At 68.2% G+C, this 18,544-nt stretch carries 20 protein-coding genes and 1 riboswitch; of the genes, 19 read left to right on the plus strand and 1 reads right to left on the minus strand.

The genetic code is table 11. The features are described from left to right. The first annotated feature begins 64 nt into the window (after positions 1–64). From ACFIMZ_RS02095 to thpR, 3 genes are all read left to right on the plus strand, one after another. Positions 65–358 carry a hypothetical protein gene (locus ACFIMZ_RS02095; protein ID WP_431821179.1) on the plus strand — a complete coding sequence of 98 codons (294 nt, stop codon included), beginning with the start codon at positions 65–67 and terminating at the stop codon, positions 356–358. 563 nt (positions 359–921) lie between these two features. Next, the gene (locus ACFIMZ_RS02100; protein WP_431821180.1) at positions 922–2,409 is read left to right on the plus strand and encodes an alanine/glycine:cation symporter family protein; all 1,488 of its coding nucleotides are present in this window, start codon (positions 922–924) and stop codon (positions 2,407–2,409) included. Positions 2,410–2,411: 2 nt separating this feature from the next. Beyond that, the gene (thpR, locus tag ACFIMZ_RS02105) at positions 2,412–2,996 is read left to right on the plus strand and encodes an RNA 2',3'-cyclic phosphodiesterase (RefSeq protein WP_431821181.1); all 585 of its coding nucleotides are present in this window, start codon (positions 2,412–2,414) and stop codon (positions 2,994–2,996) included. A gap of 65 nt (positions 2,997–3,061) precedes the next feature. Here thpR and ACFIMZ_RS02110 read toward each other — a convergent pair whose 3' ends face one another. After that, complete coding sequence (locus tag ACFIMZ_RS02110) at positions 3,062–4,822, minus strand: ABC transporter ATP-binding protein/permease (RefSeq protein WP_431821182.1); 1,761 nt, start codon at positions 4,820–4,822, stop codon at positions 3,062–3,064. A gap of 272 nt (positions 4,823–5,094) precedes the next feature. Beyond that, positions 5,095–5,216, plus strand: a riboswitch (TPP riboswitch). Positions 5,217–5,430: 214 nt separating this feature from the next. Here ACFIMZ_RS02110 and ACFIMZ_RS02115 point away from each other — a divergent pair. The 16 genes from ACFIMZ_RS02115 (at position 5,431) to hisD (ending at position 18,525) form a co-directional block, all read left to right on the plus strand. Beyond that, entirely contained in the window at positions 5,431–6,567 is a 1,137-nt protein-coding gene (locus ACFIMZ_RS02115; RefSeq protein ID WP_431821183.1) for an FAD-dependent oxidoreductase, read from the plus strand. A gap of 34 nt (positions 6,568–6,601) precedes the next feature. Next, the gene (gene thiS, locus ACFIMZ_RS02120; protein ID WP_431821184.1) at positions 6,602–6,799 is read left to right on the plus strand and encodes a sulfur carrier protein ThiS; all 198 of its coding nucleotides are present in this window, start codon (positions 6,602–6,604) and stop codon (positions 6,797–6,799) included. A 39-nt stretch (positions 6,800–6,838) separates the two neighbouring features. Beyond that, positions 6,839–7,654 (plus strand): thiazole synthase, encoded by an 816-nt coding sequence (locus tag ACFIMZ_RS02125; protein ID WP_059614082.1) that lies wholly within the window; start codon positions 6,839–6,841, stop codon positions 7,652–7,654. Further along, on the plus strand, positions 7,651–8,757 hold the full coding sequence (gene thiE / locus ACFIMZ_RS02130; RefSeq protein WP_431821185.1) for a thiamine phosphate synthase: 1,107 nt from the start codon (positions 7,651–7,653) through the stop codon (positions 8,755–8,757). Before ACFIMZ_RS02125 ends, thiE begins: the two co-directional genes overlap by 4 nt. A gap of 99 nt (positions 8,758–8,856) precedes the next feature. After that, entirely contained in the window at positions 8,857–9,681 is an 825-nt protein-coding gene (locus tag ACFIMZ_RS02135) for an ABC transporter ATP-binding protein (RefSeq protein WP_042582942.1), read from the plus strand. Further along, the gene (gene mlaE, locus ACFIMZ_RS02140; RefSeq protein WP_431821186.1) at positions 9,678–10,445 is read left to right on the plus strand and encodes a lipid asymmetry maintenance ABC transporter permease subunit MlaE; all 768 of its coding nucleotides are present in this window, start codon (positions 9,678–9,680) and stop codon (positions 10,443–10,445) included. Before ACFIMZ_RS02135 ends, mlaE begins: the two co-directional genes overlap by 4 nt. 24 nt (positions 10,446–10,469) lie before the next feature. Beyond that, positions 10,470–10,997 (plus strand): outer membrane lipid asymmetry maintenance protein MlaD, encoded by a 528-nt coding sequence (mlaD, locus tag ACFIMZ_RS02145; RefSeq protein WP_431821187.1) that lies wholly within the window; start codon positions 10,470–10,472, stop codon positions 10,995–10,997. A gap of 33 nt (positions 10,998–11,030) precedes the next feature. Beyond that, complete coding sequence (locus ACFIMZ_RS02150) at positions 11,031–11,945, plus strand: MlaA family lipoprotein (protein WP_431821188.1); 915 nt, start codon at positions 11,031–11,033, stop codon at positions 11,943–11,945. Positions 11,946–12,057: 112 nt separating this feature from the next. Continuing rightward, positions 12,058–12,687: an MlaC/ttg2D family ABC transporter substrate-binding protein gene (locus ACFIMZ_RS02155; RefSeq protein WP_431821189.1), complete on the plus strand. Its 630-nt coding sequence runs from the start codon at positions 12,058–12,060 to the stop codon at positions 12,685–12,687. Then, positions 12,684–12,953 (plus strand): STAS domain-containing protein, encoded by a 270-nt coding sequence (locus tag ACFIMZ_RS02160; protein ID WP_431821190.1) that lies wholly within the window; start codon positions 12,684–12,686, stop codon positions 12,951–12,953. Before ACFIMZ_RS02155 ends, ACFIMZ_RS02160 begins: the two co-directional genes overlap by 4 nt. 202 nt (positions 12,954–13,155) lie before the next feature. Then, complete coding sequence (locus ACFIMZ_RS02165; protein WP_431821191.1) at positions 13,156–14,082, plus strand: ABC transporter ATP-binding protein; 927 nt, start codon at positions 13,156–13,158, stop codon at positions 14,080–14,082. Then, positions 14,079–14,834 (plus strand): ABC transporter permease, encoded by a 756-nt coding sequence (locus ACFIMZ_RS02170; RefSeq protein WP_431821192.1) that lies wholly within the window; start codon positions 14,079–14,081, stop codon positions 14,832–14,834. Before ACFIMZ_RS02165 ends, ACFIMZ_RS02170 begins: the two co-directional genes overlap by 4 nt. 86 nt (positions 14,835–14,920) lie before the next feature. Continuing rightward, the gene (locus ACFIMZ_RS02175; RefSeq protein WP_006406983.1) at positions 14,921–15,160 is read left to right on the plus strand and encodes a BolA family protein; all 240 of its coding nucleotides are present in this window, start codon (positions 14,921–14,923) and stop codon (positions 15,158–15,160) included. A 13-nt stretch (positions 15,161–15,173) separates the two neighbouring features. Beyond that, the gene (gene murA / locus ACFIMZ_RS02180; protein WP_431821193.1) at positions 15,174–16,523 is read left to right on the plus strand and encodes a UDP-N-acetylglucosamine 1-carboxyvinyltransferase; all 1,350 of its coding nucleotides are present in this window, start codon (positions 15,174–15,176) and stop codon (positions 16,521–16,523) included. Continuing rightward, positions 16,520–17,173, plus strand: a complete 654-nt coding sequence (gene hisG / locus ACFIMZ_RS02185; RefSeq protein ID WP_431821194.1) for an ATP phosphoribosyltransferase — start codon at positions 16,520–16,522, stop codon at positions 17,171–17,173. Before murA ends, hisG begins: the two co-directional genes overlap by 4 nt. 23 nt (positions 17,174–17,196) lie before the next feature. Beyond that, entirely contained in the window at positions 17,197–18,525 is a 1,329-nt protein-coding gene (hisD, locus tag ACFIMZ_RS02190; RefSeq protein ID WP_431821195.1) for a histidinol dehydrogenase, read from the plus strand. Positions 18,526–18,544: the final 19 nt, after the last annotated feature.

Genomic DNA, 18,544 nt, shown 5'->3' on the forward strand with positions numbered 1-18,544 from the left:
TCGAGACTCGGTAAACGCGGCGCAGTGACTGAAGTCGACGGCATCGCATCGGATTGTGCGGAACATGTTGAGTGTTTCAATAATGCCAGGAGGGGGAGGGCTGTCGAGCTTGCTAAAAATCGCCGTCTTTCTCGATGGTGTCGCGTTTGTGCAATTCTCTCAATATTTTCAGGTACTGATTAATCTCGATCCGTCATTTTCAATCCCCGTACTGTTCTTGATTTGCAAAGTAATTCGTTATCCGAAGTGTTTGGCATCAACCTTTGTTGCCTTTGACGCAAGGGGGCTCACCCATCATTCCAGAGATGGCGGTGATGCGACATCCTTCGGTCCGCATGCTTTCGAGGATCTTTCGTGAAAGCTCGCGGCACGACATGCAAACATCCGGGGACTGCTCCGATTGCCGGAGAGCCTTTTCCAGAACGGCATGCCGACCCTGTCAGGGTAAAGATCGTGGTGTTTGGTAGCGGTGAGCGCGGAACGAATGGGCTAAGCAAAGCGACGAATATGAAAGCACCACTCATTGGCCTATATGCGCCATCGAAAACGTTTCGGAATGTCAAAGAGGGCTGGTTCGTTCGCAATCGTGTTGTCGTTTTAGCGGATCGCTTGACCGAACCGGCACGCGCGTATCTTGACATCGGTTAGCTGGCCGATCGCGCCACATTCGTCGTCTTGCAGGTGTGGTGCCTCGACGCGCATGTCATGTGGTCAACAATCATCACGTCGCCGTCCGCGCCCTCGCCGCGTGGCTTCCCCGCATTTTCGCGAAGCGTCGCCTAACCTGATGACATCCAATGCCGATTTCATGTCATCTCTTTTTCTTTCGTTTTGTAAGAAATCTTGCGAATTGTCATATCATGTTGCCCTCCGGCACGTTAATCAGCCGGCCATAACTGACCCCATTTAAAAGGAGACCGGATGGAAGCACTCGTGCATGGGTTGATCGACGTCGTCAACGGCGTGTTGTGGAACTACGTGCTGATCGCGCTGCTGCTCGGCGCGGGCGCGTGGTTCACGCTGCGGTTCCGGATGATCCAGCTGAAGGCGCTGTTCCTCAGCATGCGGCTCGTCGGCAGCAAGGGCGAGCCGGGCAGCATCTCGTCGTTCCAGGCGTTCGCGACCGGGCTCGCGAGCCGCGTCGGCACCGGCAACATCGCCGGCGTCGCGGTCGCGCTGACGGTCGGCGGGCCGGGCGCGATCTTCTGGATGTGGATGACGGCGCTCGTCGGCATGTCGTCCGCGTTCGTCGAGGCGACGCTCGCGCAGATCTTCAAGGTCTCGCACCCGGACGGCACCTATCGCGGCGGCCCCGCGTACTACATCCAGCAAGGCCTGCGCTCGCGCGCGTTCGGCGTGCTGTTCTCGCTGTCGCTGATCCTCGCGTTCGGCTTCGTGTTCAACGCGGTGCAGGCGAACGCGATCGCCGACGCGTTCCATACGTCGTTCGGCTGGAGCCGCGAGACCGTCGGCCTTGCCCTCGTGCTGCTGACCGCGCCGATCATCTTCGGCGGGATCCGCCGGATCGCGGCCGTCGCGCAGGTGATCGTGCCGCTGATGGCGATCGGCTACCTCGCGCTCGCGGTCTACGCGGTCGCGACGCACATCGCGATGGTGCCGGACGTGATCGTGCTGATCGTGAAGAGCGCGTTCGGATTCGAGCAGGCGGCGGGCGGCCTGACCGGTTACGCGGTCAGCCAGGCGATCGCGATCGGCGTGAAGCGCGGGCTGTTCTCGAACGAAGCCGGCATGGGCAGCGCGCCGAACGCGGCGGCGACCGCCAGCACCCGGCATCCGGTCGCGCAGGGGCTGATCCAGATGCTCGGCGTGTTCGTCGACACGATCGTGATCTGCAGCGCGACGGCGTTCGTGATCCTGCTGTCCGGCCAGTACGAGCTCGGCACCGGCATGGAAGGCGCGGCGCTCACGCAGCGCGCGATCTCGAGCCACGTCGGCGACTGGGGCGGCATCTACATGGCGGTCGCGATCTTCTTCCTCGCGTTCTCGTCGGTGATCGGCAACTACGCGTATGCGGAGGGCAACGTCGACTTCATCACGAAGCGGCGCGGCGTGCTGCCGGTGTTCCGCATCGCGGTGCTCGGGATGGTGATGTTCGGCAGCGTCGGCCAGTTGCCGCTCGTGTGGGCGATGGCCGACACCAGCATGGGCCTGATGGCGATCATCAACCTGATCGCGATCCTCGCGCTCGGCAAGTACGCGCACGCCGCATGGCGCGATTACCGTCGCCAGCGCGCCGCGGGCGTCGCCGATCCGGTGTTTACGCGCAACACGATTCCGGAGCTGGCGCACGTGCTGCCGAAGGACGTGTGGGGCGAGCACGGCCCGCTGCCGCAGCGTCCGGCGGCAGCGCCGGCAATCGGCGTCGCGACGGGCGTCGCGGCCAATTGACGATGAACGGCGACCGGCTCCGTGCATTCGTCGCGCTGATGCCCGACGCGGCGTCGCGCGACGCATTGCACGCGCTGCCGGTCGCGCGCGGCGCACGGCGCACGCAGCCGGAGCAACTGCACGTGACGCTCGCGTTTCTCGGCGCGATCGAGCGCGACCGGTGCGACGCGCTCGCCGCGCGGCTGCCGGCGCTGGCGACTGCGCACGCATTGCCGCTGCAGCAGGTCGAGCGGCTTGCGTGGTGGCCGAGTCTGCCGAAGGCGCGCCTGATCGTCGCGGAGCTCGGCGTCGAGCCGGCGCTGGTCGCGCTGAACGACGCGCTGGTGGCGGCGTTGCAGGACGTCGGCATGCCGACCGATCGCCGGCCGTTTCGGCCGCACGTGACGCTCGCGCGGCTGCCGCACTACGCGGTCGGGCAGCCGGCGCGCGGCGGCGAGTTGCGCCAGCCGGTCGAATTGCATTTCGAAGCGCTGACGTTGTTCGAAAGCGTGCTGTCGCACACGGGGGCGTCGCATCGTCCGCTGGTATCGGCGCCGCTTGCGCTGGCGGATGCGGAGGGATGGGGAGAGGGCCCGCCGCCGGCGTAGGCGGGCCACGCCGGCAGCGGCCGGGGCCGGGGCGCTCGACGCGCACCGGCCGCCCGTGCGGGCGATTACGCGGCGACCTTGTCGCTGTCGCTCACGCGTTCGACGTTGATCGTGCCGCCGTGGTACGCGGCGAGCGATTCGCGGTGCGCGATGCTGACGATCGCGGCCTGCGGCAGCCGCTCGTTGAACAGGTGATAGAGGCGCGCTTCGTTGTCCGCGTCGAGCGCGCTCGTCGCTTCGTCGAGGAACAGGAAGTCCGGCTTGTGCAGCAGCACGCGCGCGCCGGCAAGACGCTGCTGCTCTCCCGGCGACAGCACGCGGGTCCAGTGCCCGGTCTCGCCGAGCCGGTCGACGTACTCTTCGAGCCGGCACGCGCGCAGCGCGTCGCGGCACGCATCGTCGCTGTATGCGTCGGCCGTGGCGGGGTAGGTGAGCGCGGCCTTCAGCGTGCCGATCGGCAGGTAGCTCGTCTGCGGCACGAACATCATCCGCGCGCTGACCGGCGCGTCGATCGCGCCGTCGCCGAACGGCCAGAGTCCCGCGAGCGCGCGCATGAACGTGCTCTTGCCGGAGCCCGACTTGCCGATCACGAGCCAGCGCGAACCGGGTTCGATCGTGACGCTGCCGATGTCGGCGAGCGCGTTGCCGTTCGGCAGCGCGAGCTTGAGCGACGACGTCGACAGATGCTCGCTATCGACGTAATGCAGGTTGATGCCGCCGTGCTCGGTCGCGGGCGACACGCTTTCCTTCAGGTGCGACGCGCCCATCACGCGCTTGAATTCGCGCAGACGGTTGACGGTCGCGCGCCATTCGACGAGCGTGCTGTAACTGTTGATGAACCACGAGAACGAGTCGCTGACGGTGTTGAACGCGGACGAGATCTGCATCAGCACGCCGAACGAGAACGCGCCTGCGAAGTAGCGCGGCGCGGCCACGACGAGCGGGAAGATGATCGCGATCTGGCCGTAGAAGCTCAGCACGAACGTGAGCCGCTTCGTGTACTTCATCACGCGCCACCAGTTGTCGCGGATGCGCATGAACAGGTTGCGGGCGTTGCCGTTTTCAGTGTTCTCGCCGTCATAGAACGCGATCTGCTCGGCGTTTTCGCGCACGCGGATCAGCCCGAAGCGGAAGTCCGCCTCGACGCGCTGCTGCTGGTAGTTGATCGACACGAGCGGATGGCCGACCTTCTGGATGATCAGCGAGCCGACCACCGCGTACAGCGCGGCCGCCCACACCATGTAGCCGGGAATCGCGATCGGCGTGCCGCCGAGCGTGAACGTCAGCGCGCCGGCGAGCGACCACAGGATCGTGATGAACGACACGAGCGTGACGACCGTCGACAGCAGGTCGAGCGACAGCGCGAGCGTGGTCGTCGCGAACGACTGGAGGTCGTCGGTGATCCGCTGGTCGGGGTTGTCGGCGAGGCGGTCGCGCTCGATCCGGTAGAACGCGCGATCGCCGAGCCATTCGTTCAGAAAGCGGTTGGTCAGCCATTGCCGCCAGCGGAACCCGAGCATCTGGCGCAGGTAGCGTCCATACACGGCGAGGATGATGAAGCCGAACGCGAGCGCCGAGAACTGCATCAGCAGACCGGGGAAGTCGTGGACATTCTTCGCCTGCAGCGCGTTGTAGAACTGCGCGTTCCACTGGTTCAGCTTGACGTTGATCCAGACGACGCAGAGATTGATCACGACGATCGTGACGAGCAATCCCCACGCGATCTTCCATTCGGACGAGACCCAGTAGGGCTTGACGAGGCTCCACGCGGAGACCGGGCGCTCGTCCTGCGGCGCATCGGGGGCGGTATGGGTCGATTGGGTCATGTGCTTCCTGATGTGTAGCCGGCGCACAGGCCGGGCGGTGCCGGGTGCGCGCCGCAAAACGGCGGGCCGGGAAAAGGTGCCGCATGACGGCGGGCGTCGCGGATTGTGGTCCGCCCGTCTTAAACGGTACTTAACGGCCAGCGGTGAGACGGCAACCGGCGCGCCCAAGCGCACCGGCCTGCGGGCATTGTGCCAGAGCGGCGCGCGGCATCGGTGAAATTGCCGACCGGGGACAGTTTGCGGCGGTTTCCGCTTTTATGGTCTAATGGCCGTCGACGAAACAGGGGTGCTTCGTGCACGGCCGGCAGAGATTCCGGCGCCGCAGCGAGGCTGAGAGAGACCCTTCGCACCCGATCCGGGTAATACCGGCGCGGGAAGTTTCCGATCCCGCCGGGCTGCGCTGGCTGCGTCCCCATTGCCAGCGCGCTGTTCCGTCCGGCCGGCCTTTGCTGCCGGTTTCGTCCTTTTGGGTACGCGCGTCGCGCGTTACGGAAGGATTCGATGGCCGATCAATCTTCAGTCTTTTGTCCCGCCCCTTGCGCGTTCGCACGGGATCACGCACGCGTGTCCGCTCCGCATGGACGCGCTTTTCGCGGGGAGGGCGTCCGATGAGCACGCCGACCTCTCGTCCGGATTTCGCCGTGCTGGGCGGCGGCCTCGTCGGCCGCCTGATCGCGTGGCGCCTCGCGGGCGACGGGCATCGCGTCGCGCTCTACGAGCGCGGCGGCCCCGACGGCGAGCAGTCGGCCGCGTGGGTCGCGGCCGCGATGCTCGCGCCGCTCGCCGAGGCGGCCAGCGCTGAGCTGCTGATCACCGAGCTGGGCGCGGCGTCGCTCGCGCGGTGGCCGCAGTGGCTCGCGGAGCTTCCCGAGCCGGTGTACTTCCAGCACCACGGCACGCTCGTCGTCTGGCATCACGCGGATCGCGCCGAGGCGCCGCTGTTCGAGCGGCGCGTGCGCGCGAACGCGCCGGCCGCGCTGCTCGACGGCGGCCTCGTCACGCTCGCGGGCGCGCAGGTCGATGCGGTCGAGCCGGCGCTCGCGGGCCGCTTCGCGCGCGGCCTGCTGCTGCCGCGCGAAGGCCAGCTCGACAACCGCCAGGCGCTGCGCGCAATTGCCGCGGGCCTTGCGCAGCGCGGCGTCGATACGCACTGGCACGTCGCGATCGACGCGGGCAATTTGCCCGACGCGCATTTCACGATCGACTGCCGCGGGCTCGGCGCGAAGCCGGTGCTGCCCGCGCTGCGCGGCATCCGCGGCGAGGTCGCGCGCGTGCATGCGCCCGGCATCGGCCTGACGCGGCCGGTGCGGCTGCTGCATCCGCGCTATCCGCTGTACATCGCGCCGAAGCAGGACGACCTGTACGTGATCGGCGCGACCGAAGTGGAGGGCGAGGACATGTCGCCCGTCAGCGTGCGCTCCGCGCTGGAGCTGCTGAGCGCCGCGTTCTCCGTGCATCCGGCGTTCGGCGAGGCGCGCATCCTCGAACTGAATTCGCAGTGCCGGCCGACGCTGCCCGACCATCGCCCGGCGCTGATCTGGGACGGCGCCGCGACGCTCGCCGTCAACGGCCTGTACCGGCACGGCTTCATGATCGCGCCGGAGGTCGCGCACGCCGCGGTCGCGTTCGCCGAGGCGGCGCTGTCCGGCGCGCTGGGCGGCGCGGATGGGTTCGCCGCGTGGCGCGGCGCGGCGCGCTGGCCGGATCTCCTTCATCACCGCGACGCCGCGCGCCAGCCGGCCTGACGCGCGTCGCCTCCCGTATTCGACGAAGCAAGCCATGAATATCCAGATCAATCAGCAGACCCTCACGCTGCCCGACGGCGCGACGGTCGCCGACGCGCTTGCCGCGTACGGCGCGCGGCCGCCGTACGCGGTCGCGCTGAACGGCACGTTCGTCGCGCGCACGCAGCATGCGGCGCGCGCGCTCGCGGCGGGCGACAAGCTCGACGTCGTGCACCCGGTCGCGGGCGGCTGAGTGCCGCCGGTGCGTCCCCGATCTTTCCAGGAACACGAGATGACGTCCCTTCCTTCCGCCGATGCGCTGACGCTGTACGGCGAAACTTTCGCAAGCCGCGTGCTGCTCGGCACGTCGCGCTATCCGTCGCTGCAGTCGCTGTCCGATTCGATCGCGGCCGCGCAGCCCGGCCTCGTGACGGTCGCGCTGCGCCGCCAGATGAGCGGCGGCACCGCCGAAGCCGGCTTCTTCGACCTGCTCAAGCGCCACGCGGTGCCGCTGTTGCCGAACACGGCCGGCTGCCAGACCGTCGCCGAGGCGGTGACGACCGCGCACATGGCGCGCGAGGTGTTCGAGACCGACTGGATCAAGCTCGAGCTGATCGGCGACGACTACACGCTGCAGCCCGACCCGGTCGGCCTGATCGAGGCCGCCGCGCAGCTGGTCAAGGACGGCTTCAAGGTGCTGCCGTACTGCACCGAGGATCTCGTGATCGGCCGGCGCCTGCTCGACGTCGGCTGCGAGGCGCTGATGCCGTGGGGCGCGCCGATCGGCACCGGCAAGGGCGTCGTGAACCCTTACGGGCTGCGCGTGCTGCGCGAGCGGCTGCCGGACGTGCCGCTGATCGTCGACGCGGGGCTCGGCGTGCCGTCGCACGCGTGCCAGGTGATGGAGTGGGGCTTCGACGGCGTGCTGCTGAACACGGCAGTGTCGCAGGCGACCCATCCGGAAATCATGGCGCGCGCGTTCGCGCAGGGCGTCGCAGCCGGCCGCGCCGCGTACCTCGCGGGGCCGATGGATGCGCGCGAAACCGCGCACGCGAGCACGCCGGTCGTCGGCATGCCGTTCTGGCACCAGGACGGGGGCGGCGCGTGAGCGCGGGGCTGGCCGCCGCATTCTGGCCGCCCGCGGACGAGCTGACCGAGGCGGCGGAGCGGATTCGCGCGCGGCTCGGCGAGTGGCCGCGCGGCGCGGCGTCGTGGCGGCTGTGCGTCGCGCCGCCCGAGCTGCCGGCCGACGGCGACGTGCTGATCGTGTCGGAGGGCGACCACGCGGCGCGCGCGCTGGCGTCCGCCGCGTCGCGGCCGGCATCGCCCGGCGCGGCCGTCATCGAATACGGCGAGCGCCACGCGGTGCTGCACCGCGCGGGCGAACGCGTCGCGCTCGCCGCCGCGCACCCGCTCGCGGACGACTGGATGCCCGCGTTCGCCGCGTTCCTCGACTGCGGCTTCGCGCCGCCCGACGCGCTGGTGCTTGCGCTCGCGTGGCGCGACGGCGACGAGGCCGCCGCCGATGCGTGGCCGGTGGACCCCGCGCGTTTTCCGCGCGCCGCCGGGCTGCCGCCCGCGCCCGAGCCGGCCTTTAGGCCGTGTCCCGCGCGGCTCGGCCTGTATCCGGTCGTGCCGAGCGCGGAATGGGTCGAGCGGGTGCTGGACTGCGGCGTGCTGACCGTGCAGTTGCGCGTGAAGGGCGCCGCGCCGGACCTGCTGCGCGCGGAAATCGAGCGCGCGGTCGCTGCGGGGCGCCGCCATCCGGACGCGCGCGTGTTCATCAACGACTATTGGCAGATTGCCGCGGACGCCGGTGCATATGGCGTGCACCTGGGCCAGGAGGATCTCGAGACGGCCGACCTGGCGGCGATCACGCGCGCGGGGCTGCGGCTCGGACTGTCGAGTCACGGATATTACGAAATGTTGCGCGCGCTGCACGTGCGTCCGAGCTATCTCGCGCTCGGGCCGGTGTTCGCGACCACGACCAAGGCGGTCGCCGCGCCGCCGCAGGGGCTCGCCCGGATCGCCCGCTACGCGCGCTTCGCGGGCGCGCAGGCGCCGCTCGTCGCGATCGGCGGGGTCGGGCCGGACACGCTGCCGGCCGTGCTGGCGACGGGCGTCGGCAGCGTCGCGGTGGTCAGCGCGGTGACCGGGGCTGCGGATTATCGCGCGAGGATTATTGCGTTGCAGCAATTGTTTCCCGGATAATTTGACATTCATTGACCGGAAGGCCGAGGGCGGCGTCACGACATCATTCCGATGCAGGCCCTATAATTCGGCGTTCTGCGTATAAGGAATGTCAGCTCCGTGAGCGCCCCCACCACCTCAGAGACCCTGCTGGAACTCCGTGACGTCGACTTCGGCTACGGCGACCGTCTCGTCCTGTCGAACCTGAACCTGCGCTTCGCGCGCGGGCAGGTGGTCGCGGTCATGGGCGGCTCGGGCTGCGGCAAGACCACCGTGCTGCGCCTGATCGGCGGGCTCGTGCGCGCGCGCCGCGGCCAGGTCCTGTTCGACGGCGCCGACGTCGGCGCGCAGACGCGCGACGGCCTGTACGCGCTGCGCCGCAAGATGGGCATGCTGTTCCAGTTCGGCGCGCTGTTTACCGACATGTCGGTGTTCGACAACGTCGCGTTCGCGCTGCGCGAGCATACCGACCTGCCCGAGGAGCTGATCCGCGATCTGGTGCTGATGAAGCTCAACGCGGTGGGCCTGCGCGGCGCACGCGACCTGATGCCGTCCGAGGTGTCGGGCGGCATGGCGCGGCGCATCGCGCTCGCGCGGGCGATCGCGCTCGATCCGCAGCTGATCATGTACGACGAGCCGTTCGCGGGCCTCGACCCGATCTCGCTCGGCATCACCGCGAACCTGATCCGCACGCTGAACCACGCGCTCGGCGCGACGTCGATCCTCGTCACGCACGACGTGCCGGAGTCGTTCGCGATCGCCGACTACGTGTACTTCCTGGCCAACGGCGGCGTGCTCGCGCAGGGCACGCCCGACGAGCTGCGCGCGTCGACCGATCCGAGCGTGCGCCAGTTCATCGACGGCGCGCCGGACGGCCCGTTCAAATTTCATTACACGAGCCCGCCGCTCGGCGCGGATTTCGGGCTCGGCGGAGGGCGCGCATGATCAGCGCGATCGGACGTTTCGTCAACGGCGGCCTCGTGCGCGTCGGCTATGGCGCCCGCATGTTCGTGCGGCTCGTGCTGGAGTTCTTCCCGCTGCTGCGCCGGCCGCGGCTCGTCACGAAGCAGATTCACTTCCTCGGCAACTACTCGTTCGTGATCATCGCGGTGTCGGGCCTGTTCGTCGGCTTCGTGCTCGGCCTGCAGGGCTACTACACGCTGAACCGCTACGGGTCCGAGCAGGCGCTCGGCCTGCTCGTCGCGCTGTCGCTCGTGCGCGAGCTTGGGCCCGTCGTCACGGCGCTGCTGTTCGCGGGCCGCGCGGGCACGTCGCTGACCGCCGAGATCGGCCTGATGAAAGCCGGCGAGCAGCTCACCGCGCTCGAGATGATGGCGGTCGATCCGATCAAGACGGTGATCGCGCCGCGCATGTGGGGCGGGATCATCACGATGCCGCTCCTCGCGGCGATCTTCAACGCGGTCGGCGTGCTCGGCGGCTATTTCGTCGGGGTGATCCTGATCGGCGTCGATCCGGGTGCGTTCTGGTCGCAGATGCAAGGCGGCGTGCAGGTCTGGGCCGACGTCGGCAACGGTGTGCTGAAGAGCATCGTGTTCGGGTTCGCCGTGACCTTCATTGCACTGTTTCAAGGGTACGAGGCGAAGCCGACGCCCGAGGGCGTGTCCCGCGCGACCACCAAGACGGTCGTGTTCGCGTCGCTCGCCGTACTCGGCCTCGATTTCCTGCTGACCGCGCTGATGTTCAGCTAAGCCTCAGCCAAGCCATATTTTGGGATGACGATGAAAAAGACTGCTCTCGACTTCTGGGTCGGCCTGTTCGTGGTGGTGGGCTTCCTTGCGGTGCTGTTCCTTGCGCTGAAGGTCGGCAACATGAGTTCGCTGTCGTTTCAGCCGACCTACGCGGTGAGGATGAAATTCGACAACATCGGCGGGCTGAAGCCGCGCGCCGCCGTGAAGAGCGCGGGCGTCGTGGTCGGCCGCGTGAAGGCGATCGGCTTCGACACGAACACCTACCAGGCGCTCGTGACGATCGATCTCGACAAGCAATACCAGTTTCCGAAGGACTCGTCCGCGAAGATCCTGACGTCGGGCCTGCTCGGCGAGCAGTACGTCGGCCTCGAGCCGGGCGGCGATTCCGAGATGCTGAAGGCGGGCGACACGATCGCGATGACGCAGTCGGCGATCGTGCTCGAGAACCTGATCGGCCAGTTCCTGTACAGCAAGGCGGCGGACGCCGGCGGTGCGAAATCGGCTTCCGGCGCGCCTGCCGCGACGGCGCCTGCCGCATCCGGCACCCAATAACCACACGAGAGATCAATAAGAGGGGAAACGATCATGCAGACGATTCGGATCAGGCACGCCGCGCTTGCGGTGGCTGCGGCAGCCGCGCTGAGCGGCTGCGCCACCGTGCAGACGCCGACCAAGGGCGATCCGCTCGAGGGCTTCAACCGGACGGTGTACAAGTTCAACGACACCGTCGACACCTATGCGCTGAAGCCGGTCGCGAAGGGCTATCAGTACGTGGTGCCGCAGCCGGTGCGCGACAGCGTGACGAACTTCTTCTCGAACATCGGCGACGTCTACATCGCGGCGAACAACCTCGTTCAGCTGCGGATCGCCGACGGCGTCGGCGACATCATGCGCGTCGTGATCAACACGGTGTTCGGTGTCGGCGGCCTGTTCGACGTCGCGACGATCGCGAAGCTGCCGAAGCACACGGCCGACTTCGGCGTCACGATGGGCCGCTACGGCATCCCGGCGGGCCCGTACCTGGTGCTGCCGCTGCTCGGCCCGAGCACGGTGCGCGACGCGGCGGGCCTCGGCGTCGACTACGTTGGCAACCCGCTCACCTACGTGAAGCCGGACGGCGTGAGCTATGGCCTCTTCGGCCTGAACCTCGTGAATACGCGCTCGAACCTGCTCGGCGCGGGCGACGTGCTCGAAGCGGCGGCGATCGACAAGTATTCGTTCGTGCGCAACGCGTACCTGCAGCGGCGCCAGATGCTGATCAGCAACGCGCGCGGCGAAGCGGGCGCATCGTCGGACAGCGAAGCGCTGCCGAAGTACGACCTGCCGGACGACAGTGCGGCGGCGCCCGCCGCTGCGTCCGCGCCGGCGGGGGCATCCGGCGCGGTGGCGCCGGGGGCGGCCGGTTCGCCGAATCCGGCCAGCGCAACGATCGTGCCGCCGATGCAGGTGACGCCGCCGGCGCCCGGCGGGCTGCGCATCCCGAGCATCCGGCTGCATTGATCGGACTTACATTCGTTACAGCCGGAAACGATTATGCCGGTGGCGCACGCGAACTTGCGCGTAAGCTACCGGCTCCAACCTCCGCATTGACTCATTCATGCAGGTCAATATTATGAAGAAACTGTTCCTGATCCCGGTTTTCGCAGCGCTCTTCTCGTTCGGCGCGGCAGCTCACGCGGAAGTCGACCAGTCGAACCCGCAGGCGCTGATCAAGACTGCGACGCAGCAGGTGCTCGATGAAGTGAAGCAGCAGACGATCAAGCAGGGCGACACGAACCGCATCATCACGATCGTCAACAAGGACATCCTGCCGTACACCGATTTCCGCCGCACCACGCAGCTTGCGATGGGCCGCCACTGGCGTGAAGCGTCGCAGGCGCAGCAGCAGCAAGTGATGGAGCAGTTCAAGCTGCTGCTGATCCGCACGTATTCGGGCGCAATCGCGCAGCTGAAGCCGGACCAGCAGATCCAGTACCCGCCGTTCCGCGCGAGCCCGGAGGACACCGACGTCGTGGTCAAGACGGTCGCGATGAACAACGGCCAGCCGGTCCAGATCGACTACCGCCTGTACAAGACGCAGCAGGGCTGGAGGGTGTATGACCTGAACGTGCTCGGCGCGTGGCTGATCCAGACGTACCAGCAGCAGTTCAACGAGAAGATCCAGCAAAGCGGCGTGGATGGCCTGATCCAGTTCCTGTCGCAGCGCAACCAGGAGCTTGCCGCCGGCAAGCAGGCGTCGTGAGCGGCTTCGCAGCCGGTTCCACGCTGACCCACGCGAGCGCGAAGGCCGCGCTCGCGGCGGGGCTCGCGCAGATCGGCGCGGGCGCCACCGCTGTCGACTGCGCGGCGCTCGCGGAATTCGACTCGTCCGCGCTCTCCGTGCTGCTCGCATGGCAGCGCGCCGCGCAGGCGCGCGGCACCCGCCTCGACATCCTCAATTTCCCTCCGAAGCTCGCCAGCCTCGCGCAGGCCTACGGCGTCGACGCGCTCATCAACGGGCGACATTGACCCTGTCTGACCGACCGTGTCCGACTGACCGTATCCGGCTGAAGCCGGCCCCTGCGGGGCGCCGGCCTCCAATGGCCGTCCCCTCCCGTCGGTTTGCCCTATAATCAAGCGTTTTGCGGGACTGCCGATCGGCGTCGGGCCCCCATTTTCTTTCGCAGCAAGCACAGAATAGGCGTCGCGGCCGTTGCGCCGCGCACAGTCCATGTCAGCCATAGAAATCCGTCACGTCAAGAAGCGCTACAAGTCGCTTCAGGCGCTCAAGGGCGTCAGCCTGTCGGTCGAGGAAGGCGAGTTTTTCGGTCTGCTCGGCCCGAACGGCGCAGGCAAGACTACGCTCATCAGCATCCTCGCCGGGCTCGCCCGGGCCGACGAAGGCAGCATCTCGGTGCGCGGCCATGACGTCGTCAAGGACTTCCGGGCCGCGCGCCGCGCGCTCGGCGTCGTGCCGCAGGAGCTGGTGTTCGATCCCTTCTTCACGGTGCGCGAGACGCTGCGGATCCAGTCCGGCTACTTCGGGCTGCGCCACAACGACGACTGGATCGACGAAGTGATGGCCAATCTCGACCTGACCGAGAAGGCGGACGCGAACATGCGCGCGCTGTCGGGCGGGATGAAGCGCCGCGTGCTGGTCGCGCAGGCGCTCGTGCACCGGCCGCCCGTGATCGTGCTCGACGAGCCGACCGCCGGCGTCGACGTCGAGCTGCGCCAGACGCTGTGGAAATTCATCTCGCGGCTGAACCGCGAAGGCCACACGATCGTGCTGACCACCCACTACCTCGAGGAAGCCGAGTCGCTGTGCGATCGCATCGCGATGCTGCGCCGGGGCGAAGTGGTCGCGCTCGACCGCACCGACGCGCTGCTGCAGCGCTTCGCCGGCCTGCAGCTGTACCTGCGCCTCGCGCACGGCGCACTGCCCGGCGAGCTGCGCGCGCTGGAAACCGACCCGGCCGCCCGCGCGAGCGGCGAGCACCTGCTGCGGCTCGCGAACTACGACGAGGTCGAACGCATCCTCGCGCAGTGCCGCGCCGCCGGCTGCACGTTCGACGAGATCGAGGTCAGGAAGGCCGACCTCGAGGATGTGTTCGTCCAGGTGATGAACGGGGCCGAGGCGATCGAGGGATTGGCATGAGCGGTTTTCAGACGCTGTTCTACAAGGAAATCCTGCGGTTCTGGAAGGTGTCGTTCCAGACGGTGCTCGCGCCCGTCGTCACGGCGCTGCTGTACCTGACGATCTTCGGCCATGCGCTGTCGGGCCGCGTCGAGGTGTATCCGGGCGTCGAGTACGTGAGCTTCCTCGTGCCGGGCCTCGTGATGATGAGCGTGCTGCAGAACGCGTTCGCGAACAGCTCGTCGTCGCTGATCCAGTCGAAGATCACCGGCAACCTCGTGTTCATGCTGCTGCCGCCACTGTCGTACAAGGACATCTACGGCGCGTATGTGCTGGCGTCCGTCGTGCGCGGGCTCGCGGTCGGTGCGGGCGTGTTCGTCGTGACGGTCTGGTTCATCCCGATGCAGTTCGCGGCGCCCGTGTTCATCCTCGCGTTCGCGCTGTTCGGCGCGGCGATCCTCGGCACGCTCGGCCTCATCGCCGGGATCTGGGCGGAGAAGTTCGACCAGCTCGCCGCGTTCCAGAACTTCCTGATCATGCCGCTGACGTTCCTGTCCGGCGTGTTCTACTCGACGCATTCGCTGCCGCCCGTGTGGCGCGAAATCTCGCGTCTCAACCCGTTTTTCTACATGATCGACGGCTTTCGCTACGGGTTCTTCGGCGCGTCCGACATCAACCCGCTCGCGAGCCTCGCGATCGTCGCCGGTTTCTTCATGCTGCTCGCGCTCGTCGCGATGCGGCTGCTCGCGACCGGCTACAAACTGCGTCATTGATATGAATCGGCCGCCGCGCGCGGCGCCGCTTCCCTCGGGGAGCGTGGCGCCGCGCGCGGTCCGGCGCGCACCGACAGGAGCATCACATGTTGCCGACTCCCGAGCAGGTCAAGCAATACATCGCGGGCGGGCTCGCCTGCACGCATCTGGAAGTCGAAGGCGACGGCCAGCACTTCTTCGCGACGATCGTGTCGCCGGCCTTCGAGGGCAAGCGGCCGATCCAGCGGCATCAGCTCGTCTATGCGGCGCTCGGCGACCGCATGAAGCAGGAAATCCACGCGCTCAGCATGAAGACGCTGACGCCCGCCGAATGGCAGAACGCATAACCGGAACCACTGAGTGCAAGTCACCGTCAACGAGCGCGACGCCGTCGAGAGCGTCGCCGCGGCACACCCGGCCGGGAATCGGGATACGCAGGGACATGGGATGGACAAGCTCGTGATCGAAGGCGGCCGCCGGCTGTCCGGCGAGATCGTCGTGTCGGGCGCGAAGAACGCGGCGCTGCCGATTCTGTGCGCGGGCCTGCTGACGGCCGATCCGGTCCACCTCGACAACGTGCCGAACCTGAAGGACGTCCGCACCACGCTGAAGGTCCTGAACCAGATGGGCGTGAAGAGCGAGACGGACGGCTGCCGCGTGCAGCTCGACGCGTCGCGCGTCGACAACCTCGTCGCGCCGTACGAGCTCGTGAAGACGATGCGCGCGTCGATCCTCGTGCTCGGGCCGCTGCTCGCGCGCTTCGGCGAGGCGAAGGTGTCGCTGCCGGGCGGCTGCGCGATCGGCGCGCGACCGGTCGACCAGCACATCAAGGGCCTGCAGGCGATGGGCGCCGAGATCAGCATCGAGCACGGCTTCATCGAGGCGCGCGCGAAGCGCCTGAAGGGCGCGCGCATCGTCACCGACATGATCACGGTGACGGGCACCGAGAACCTGCTGATGGCGGCGACGCTCGCCGACGGCGAGACGGTGATCGAGAACGCCGCGCGCGAGCCGGAAGTGAGCGATCTTGCGCACCTGCTCGTCGAGATGGGCGCGAAGATCGACGGGATCGGCACCGACCGGCTCGTGATCCAGGGTGTCGAGCGGCTGCACGGCGCGCGTCATTCGGTGATTCCGGACCGCATCGAGGCCGGCACGTTCCTGTGCGCGGTCGCGGCGGCGGGCGGCGACGTGACGCTGACGGGCGTGCGCCCGCACATCCTCGACGCGGTGATCGACAAGCTGCGCGAGGCCGGCGTGACGGTCGAGGAAGGCGACACCTGGCTGCGCGTGAAGATGGACCGCCGGCCGTCCGCGGTGACGATCCGCACGTCCGAATACCCGGCGTTCCCGACCGACATGCAGGCGCAGTTCATGGCGCTGAACTCGGTCGCGGCGGGCACCGCGCAGGTCGTCGAGACGATCTTCGAGAACCGCTTCATGCACGTGCAGGAGCTGAACCGGCTCGGCGCGAACATCACCGTCGACGGCAACACCGCGCTCGTGACGGGCGTCGACAAGCTGTCCGGCGCGATGGTGATGGCCACCGACCTGCGCGCGTCCGCGAGCCTCGTGATCGCCGGCCTGCGCGCCGACGGCGAGACGCTCGTCGACCGCATCTATCACCTCGACCGGGGCTACGACCGGATGGAAGCCAAACTGACGGCCGTCGGCGCGAACGTGCGCCGCGTTTCCGGGAGCCAAGCATGAGCGCGCCGCTGACCCTGGCCCTGTCGAAGGGCCGGATTTTCGAGGAAACCCTGCCGCTGCTCGCCGCTGCCGGGGTGCAGGTAACCGAGGATCCGGAAACGTCGCGCAAGCTGATCCTGCCGACGACCAACCCGGACCTGCGCGTGATCATCGTGCGCGCGAGCGACGTGCCGACCTACGTCGAATACGGCGCCGCCGACTTCGGCGTGGCCGGCAAGGACGTGCTGATCGAGCACGGCGGCTCGGGCCTGTACCAGCCGATCGACCTGAACATCGCGCGCTGCCGGCTGTCGGTGGCGGTGCCCGCCGGCTTCGACTACGCCAAGGCGGTGCGCCAGGGCGCGCGCCTGCGCGTCGCGACGAAGTACGTCGAAGCGGCGCGCGAGCACTTCGCCGCGAAGGGCGTGCACGTCGACCTGATCAAGCTGTACGGGTCGATGGAGCTTGCGCCGCTCGTCGGCCTCGCCGACGCGATCGTCGACCTCGTCAGCTCGGGCGGCACGCTCCGGGCGAACAATCTGGTCGAGGTCGAGGAGATCATGCAGATCTCGTCGCGCCTCGTCGTGAACCAGGCTGCGCTGAAGCTCAAGCGCGCGGCGCTCAAGCCGATCCTCGACGCGTTCGAACGCGCGTCGCAGAATGGCGCGTGAGCGCACACCGTAACGGAACTTCCATGTCCATCACCATCCGCAAACTCGATTCGACGAGCGAAGGCTTCGACGCCGCGCTGCGCGCGGTGCTCGCGTTCGAGGCGAGCGAGGACGACGCGATCGAGCGCTCGGTCGCGCAGATCCTCGCCGACGTGAAGGCGCGCGGCGACGCCGCGGTGCTTGAGTACACGAACCGCTTCGACCGGCTGAACGCGGGCAGCGTCGCCGCGCTGGAGCTGCCGCAGGAAGCGCTGCAGGAAGCGCTCGACGGCCTCGCGCCGAAGGCGCGCGCGGCGCTGGAAGCGGCCGCGGCGCGCGTGCGCGGGTATCACGAGAAGCAGAAGATCGAGTGCGGCAGCCATAGCTGGCAGTACACGGAAAGCGACGGCACGGTGCTCGGCCAGAAGGTCACGCCGCTCGACCGCGTCGGCCTGTACGTGCCGGGCGGCAAGGCGGCCTATCCGTCGTCGGTGCTGATGAACGCGATTCCCGCGCGCGTCGCGGGCGTCGGCGAGATCGTGATGGTCGTGCCGACCCCGGACGGCGTGAAGAACGACCTCGTGCTCGCCGCGGCGCTGCTCGGCGGCGTCGACCGCGTGTTCACGATCGGCGGCGCGCAGGCGGTGGCCGCGCTCGCGTACGGCACCGCGACCGTGCCGGCCGTCGACAAGATCTGCGGGCCCGGCAACGCGTACGTCGCGTCGGCGAAGCGCCGCGTGTTCGGCACGGTCGGCATCGACATGATCGCCGGACCGTCGGAGATCCTCGTGCTGTGCGACGGCACGACGGATCCGAACTGGGTCGCGATGGACCTGTTCTCGCAGGCCGAGCACGACGAGCTCGCGCAGTCGATCCTGCTGTGCCCGGACGCGTCGTTCATCGAGCGCGTCGAGAAGGCGATCGGCGAGCTGCTGCCGACGATGCCGCGCGAGGCCGTGATCCGCGCGTCGCTCGAAGGCCGCGGCGCGCTGGTCAAGGTGCGCGACATGGCCGAAGCGTGCCGGATCGCGAACGACATCGCACCCGAGCACCTCGAGATTTCCGCGCTGGAGCCGCAGCAGTGGGGCCAGCAGATCCGTCACGCCGGCGCGATCTTCCTCGGCCGCTACACCAGCGAGAGCCTCGGCGACTACTGCGCGGGCCCGAACCACGTGCTGCCGACGTCGCGCACCGCGCGCTTCTCGTCGCCGCTCGGCGTGTACGACTTCATCAAGCGCTCGAGCGTGATCGAAGTCAGCGCCGAAGGCGCGCATACGCTCGGCGAGATCGCGTCCGAGCTCGCGTACGGCGAGGGGCTGCAGGCGCATGCGAAGAGCGCCGAATACCGGATGAAAGGCGGCGGCCAGGGCTGATTGCCCGGGCCGCAGACGG

Source organism: Burkholderia sp. F1 (genome assembly GCF_050813845.1).
Taxonomy (GTDB): domain Bacteria; phylum Pseudomonadota; class Gammaproteobacteria; order Burkholderiales; family Burkholderiaceae; genus Burkholderia; species Burkholderia ubonensis.

What these genes read in the sequence shown, in the direction of transcription:
- ACFIMZ_RS02095 (WP_431821179.1), top strand. Translation starts at nt 65, where the DNA reads ATGTTGAGTGTTTCAATAATGCCAGGAGGGGGAGGGCTGTCGAGCTTG.
- ACFIMZ_RS02100 (WP_431821180.1), top strand. Translation starts at nt 922, where the DNA reads ATGGAAGCACTCGTGCATGGGTTGATCGACGTCGTCAACGGCGTGTTG.
- thpR (WP_431821181.1), top strand. Translation starts at nt 2,412, where the DNA reads ATGAACGGCGACCGGCTCCGTGCATTCGTCGCGCTGATGCCCGACGCG.
- ACFIMZ_RS02110 (WP_431821182.1), bottom strand. Translation starts at nt 4,822, where the DNA reads ATGACCCAATCGACCCATACCGCCCCCGATGCGCCGCAGGACGAGCGC.
- ACFIMZ_RS02115 (WP_431821183.1), top strand. Translation starts at nt 5,431, where the DNA reads ATGAGCACGCCGACCTCTCGTCCGGATTTCGCCGTGCTGGGCGGCGGC.
- thiS (WP_431821184.1), top strand. Translation starts at nt 6,602, where the DNA reads ATGAATATCCAGATCAATCAGCAGACCCTCACGCTGCCCGACGGCGCG.
- ACFIMZ_RS02125 (WP_059614082.1), top strand. Translation starts at nt 6,839, where the DNA reads ATGACGTCCCTTCCTTCCGCCGATGCGCTGACGCTGTACGGCGAAACT.
- mlaE (WP_431821186.1), top strand. Translation starts at nt 9,678, where the DNA reads ATGATCAGCGCGATCGGACGTTTCGTCAACGGCGGCCTCGTGCGCGTC.
- mlaD (WP_431821187.1), top strand. Translation starts at nt 10,470, where the DNA reads ATGACGATGAAAAAGACTGCTCTCGACTTCTGGGTCGGCCTGTTCGTG.
- ACFIMZ_RS02150 (WP_431821188.1), top strand. Translation starts at nt 11,031, where the DNA reads ATGCAGACGATTCGGATCAGGCACGCCGCGCTTGCGGTGGCTGCGGCA.
- ACFIMZ_RS02155 (WP_431821189.1), top strand. Translation starts at nt 12,058, where the DNA reads ATGAAGAAACTGTTCCTGATCCCGGTTTTCGCAGCGCTCTTCTCGTTC.
- ACFIMZ_RS02165 (WP_431821191.1), top strand. Translation starts at nt 13,156, where the DNA reads ATGTCAGCCATAGAAATCCGTCACGTCAAGAAGCGCTACAAGTCGCTT.
- ACFIMZ_RS02170 (WP_431821192.1), top strand. Translation starts at nt 14,079, where the DNA reads ATGAGCGGTTTTCAGACGCTGTTCTACAAGGAAATCCTGCGGTTCTGG.
- ACFIMZ_RS02175 (WP_006406983.1), top strand. Translation starts at nt 14,921, where the DNA reads ATGTTGCCGACTCCCGAGCAGGTCAAGCAATACATCGCGGGCGGGCTC.
- hisG (WP_431821194.1), top strand. Translation starts at nt 16,520, where the DNA reads ATGAGCGCGCCGCTGACCCTGGCCCTGTCGAAGGGCCGGATTTTCGAG.
- hisD (WP_431821195.1), top strand. Translation starts at nt 17,197, where the DNA reads ATGTCCATCACCATCCGCAAACTCGATTCGACGAGCGAAGGCTTCGAC.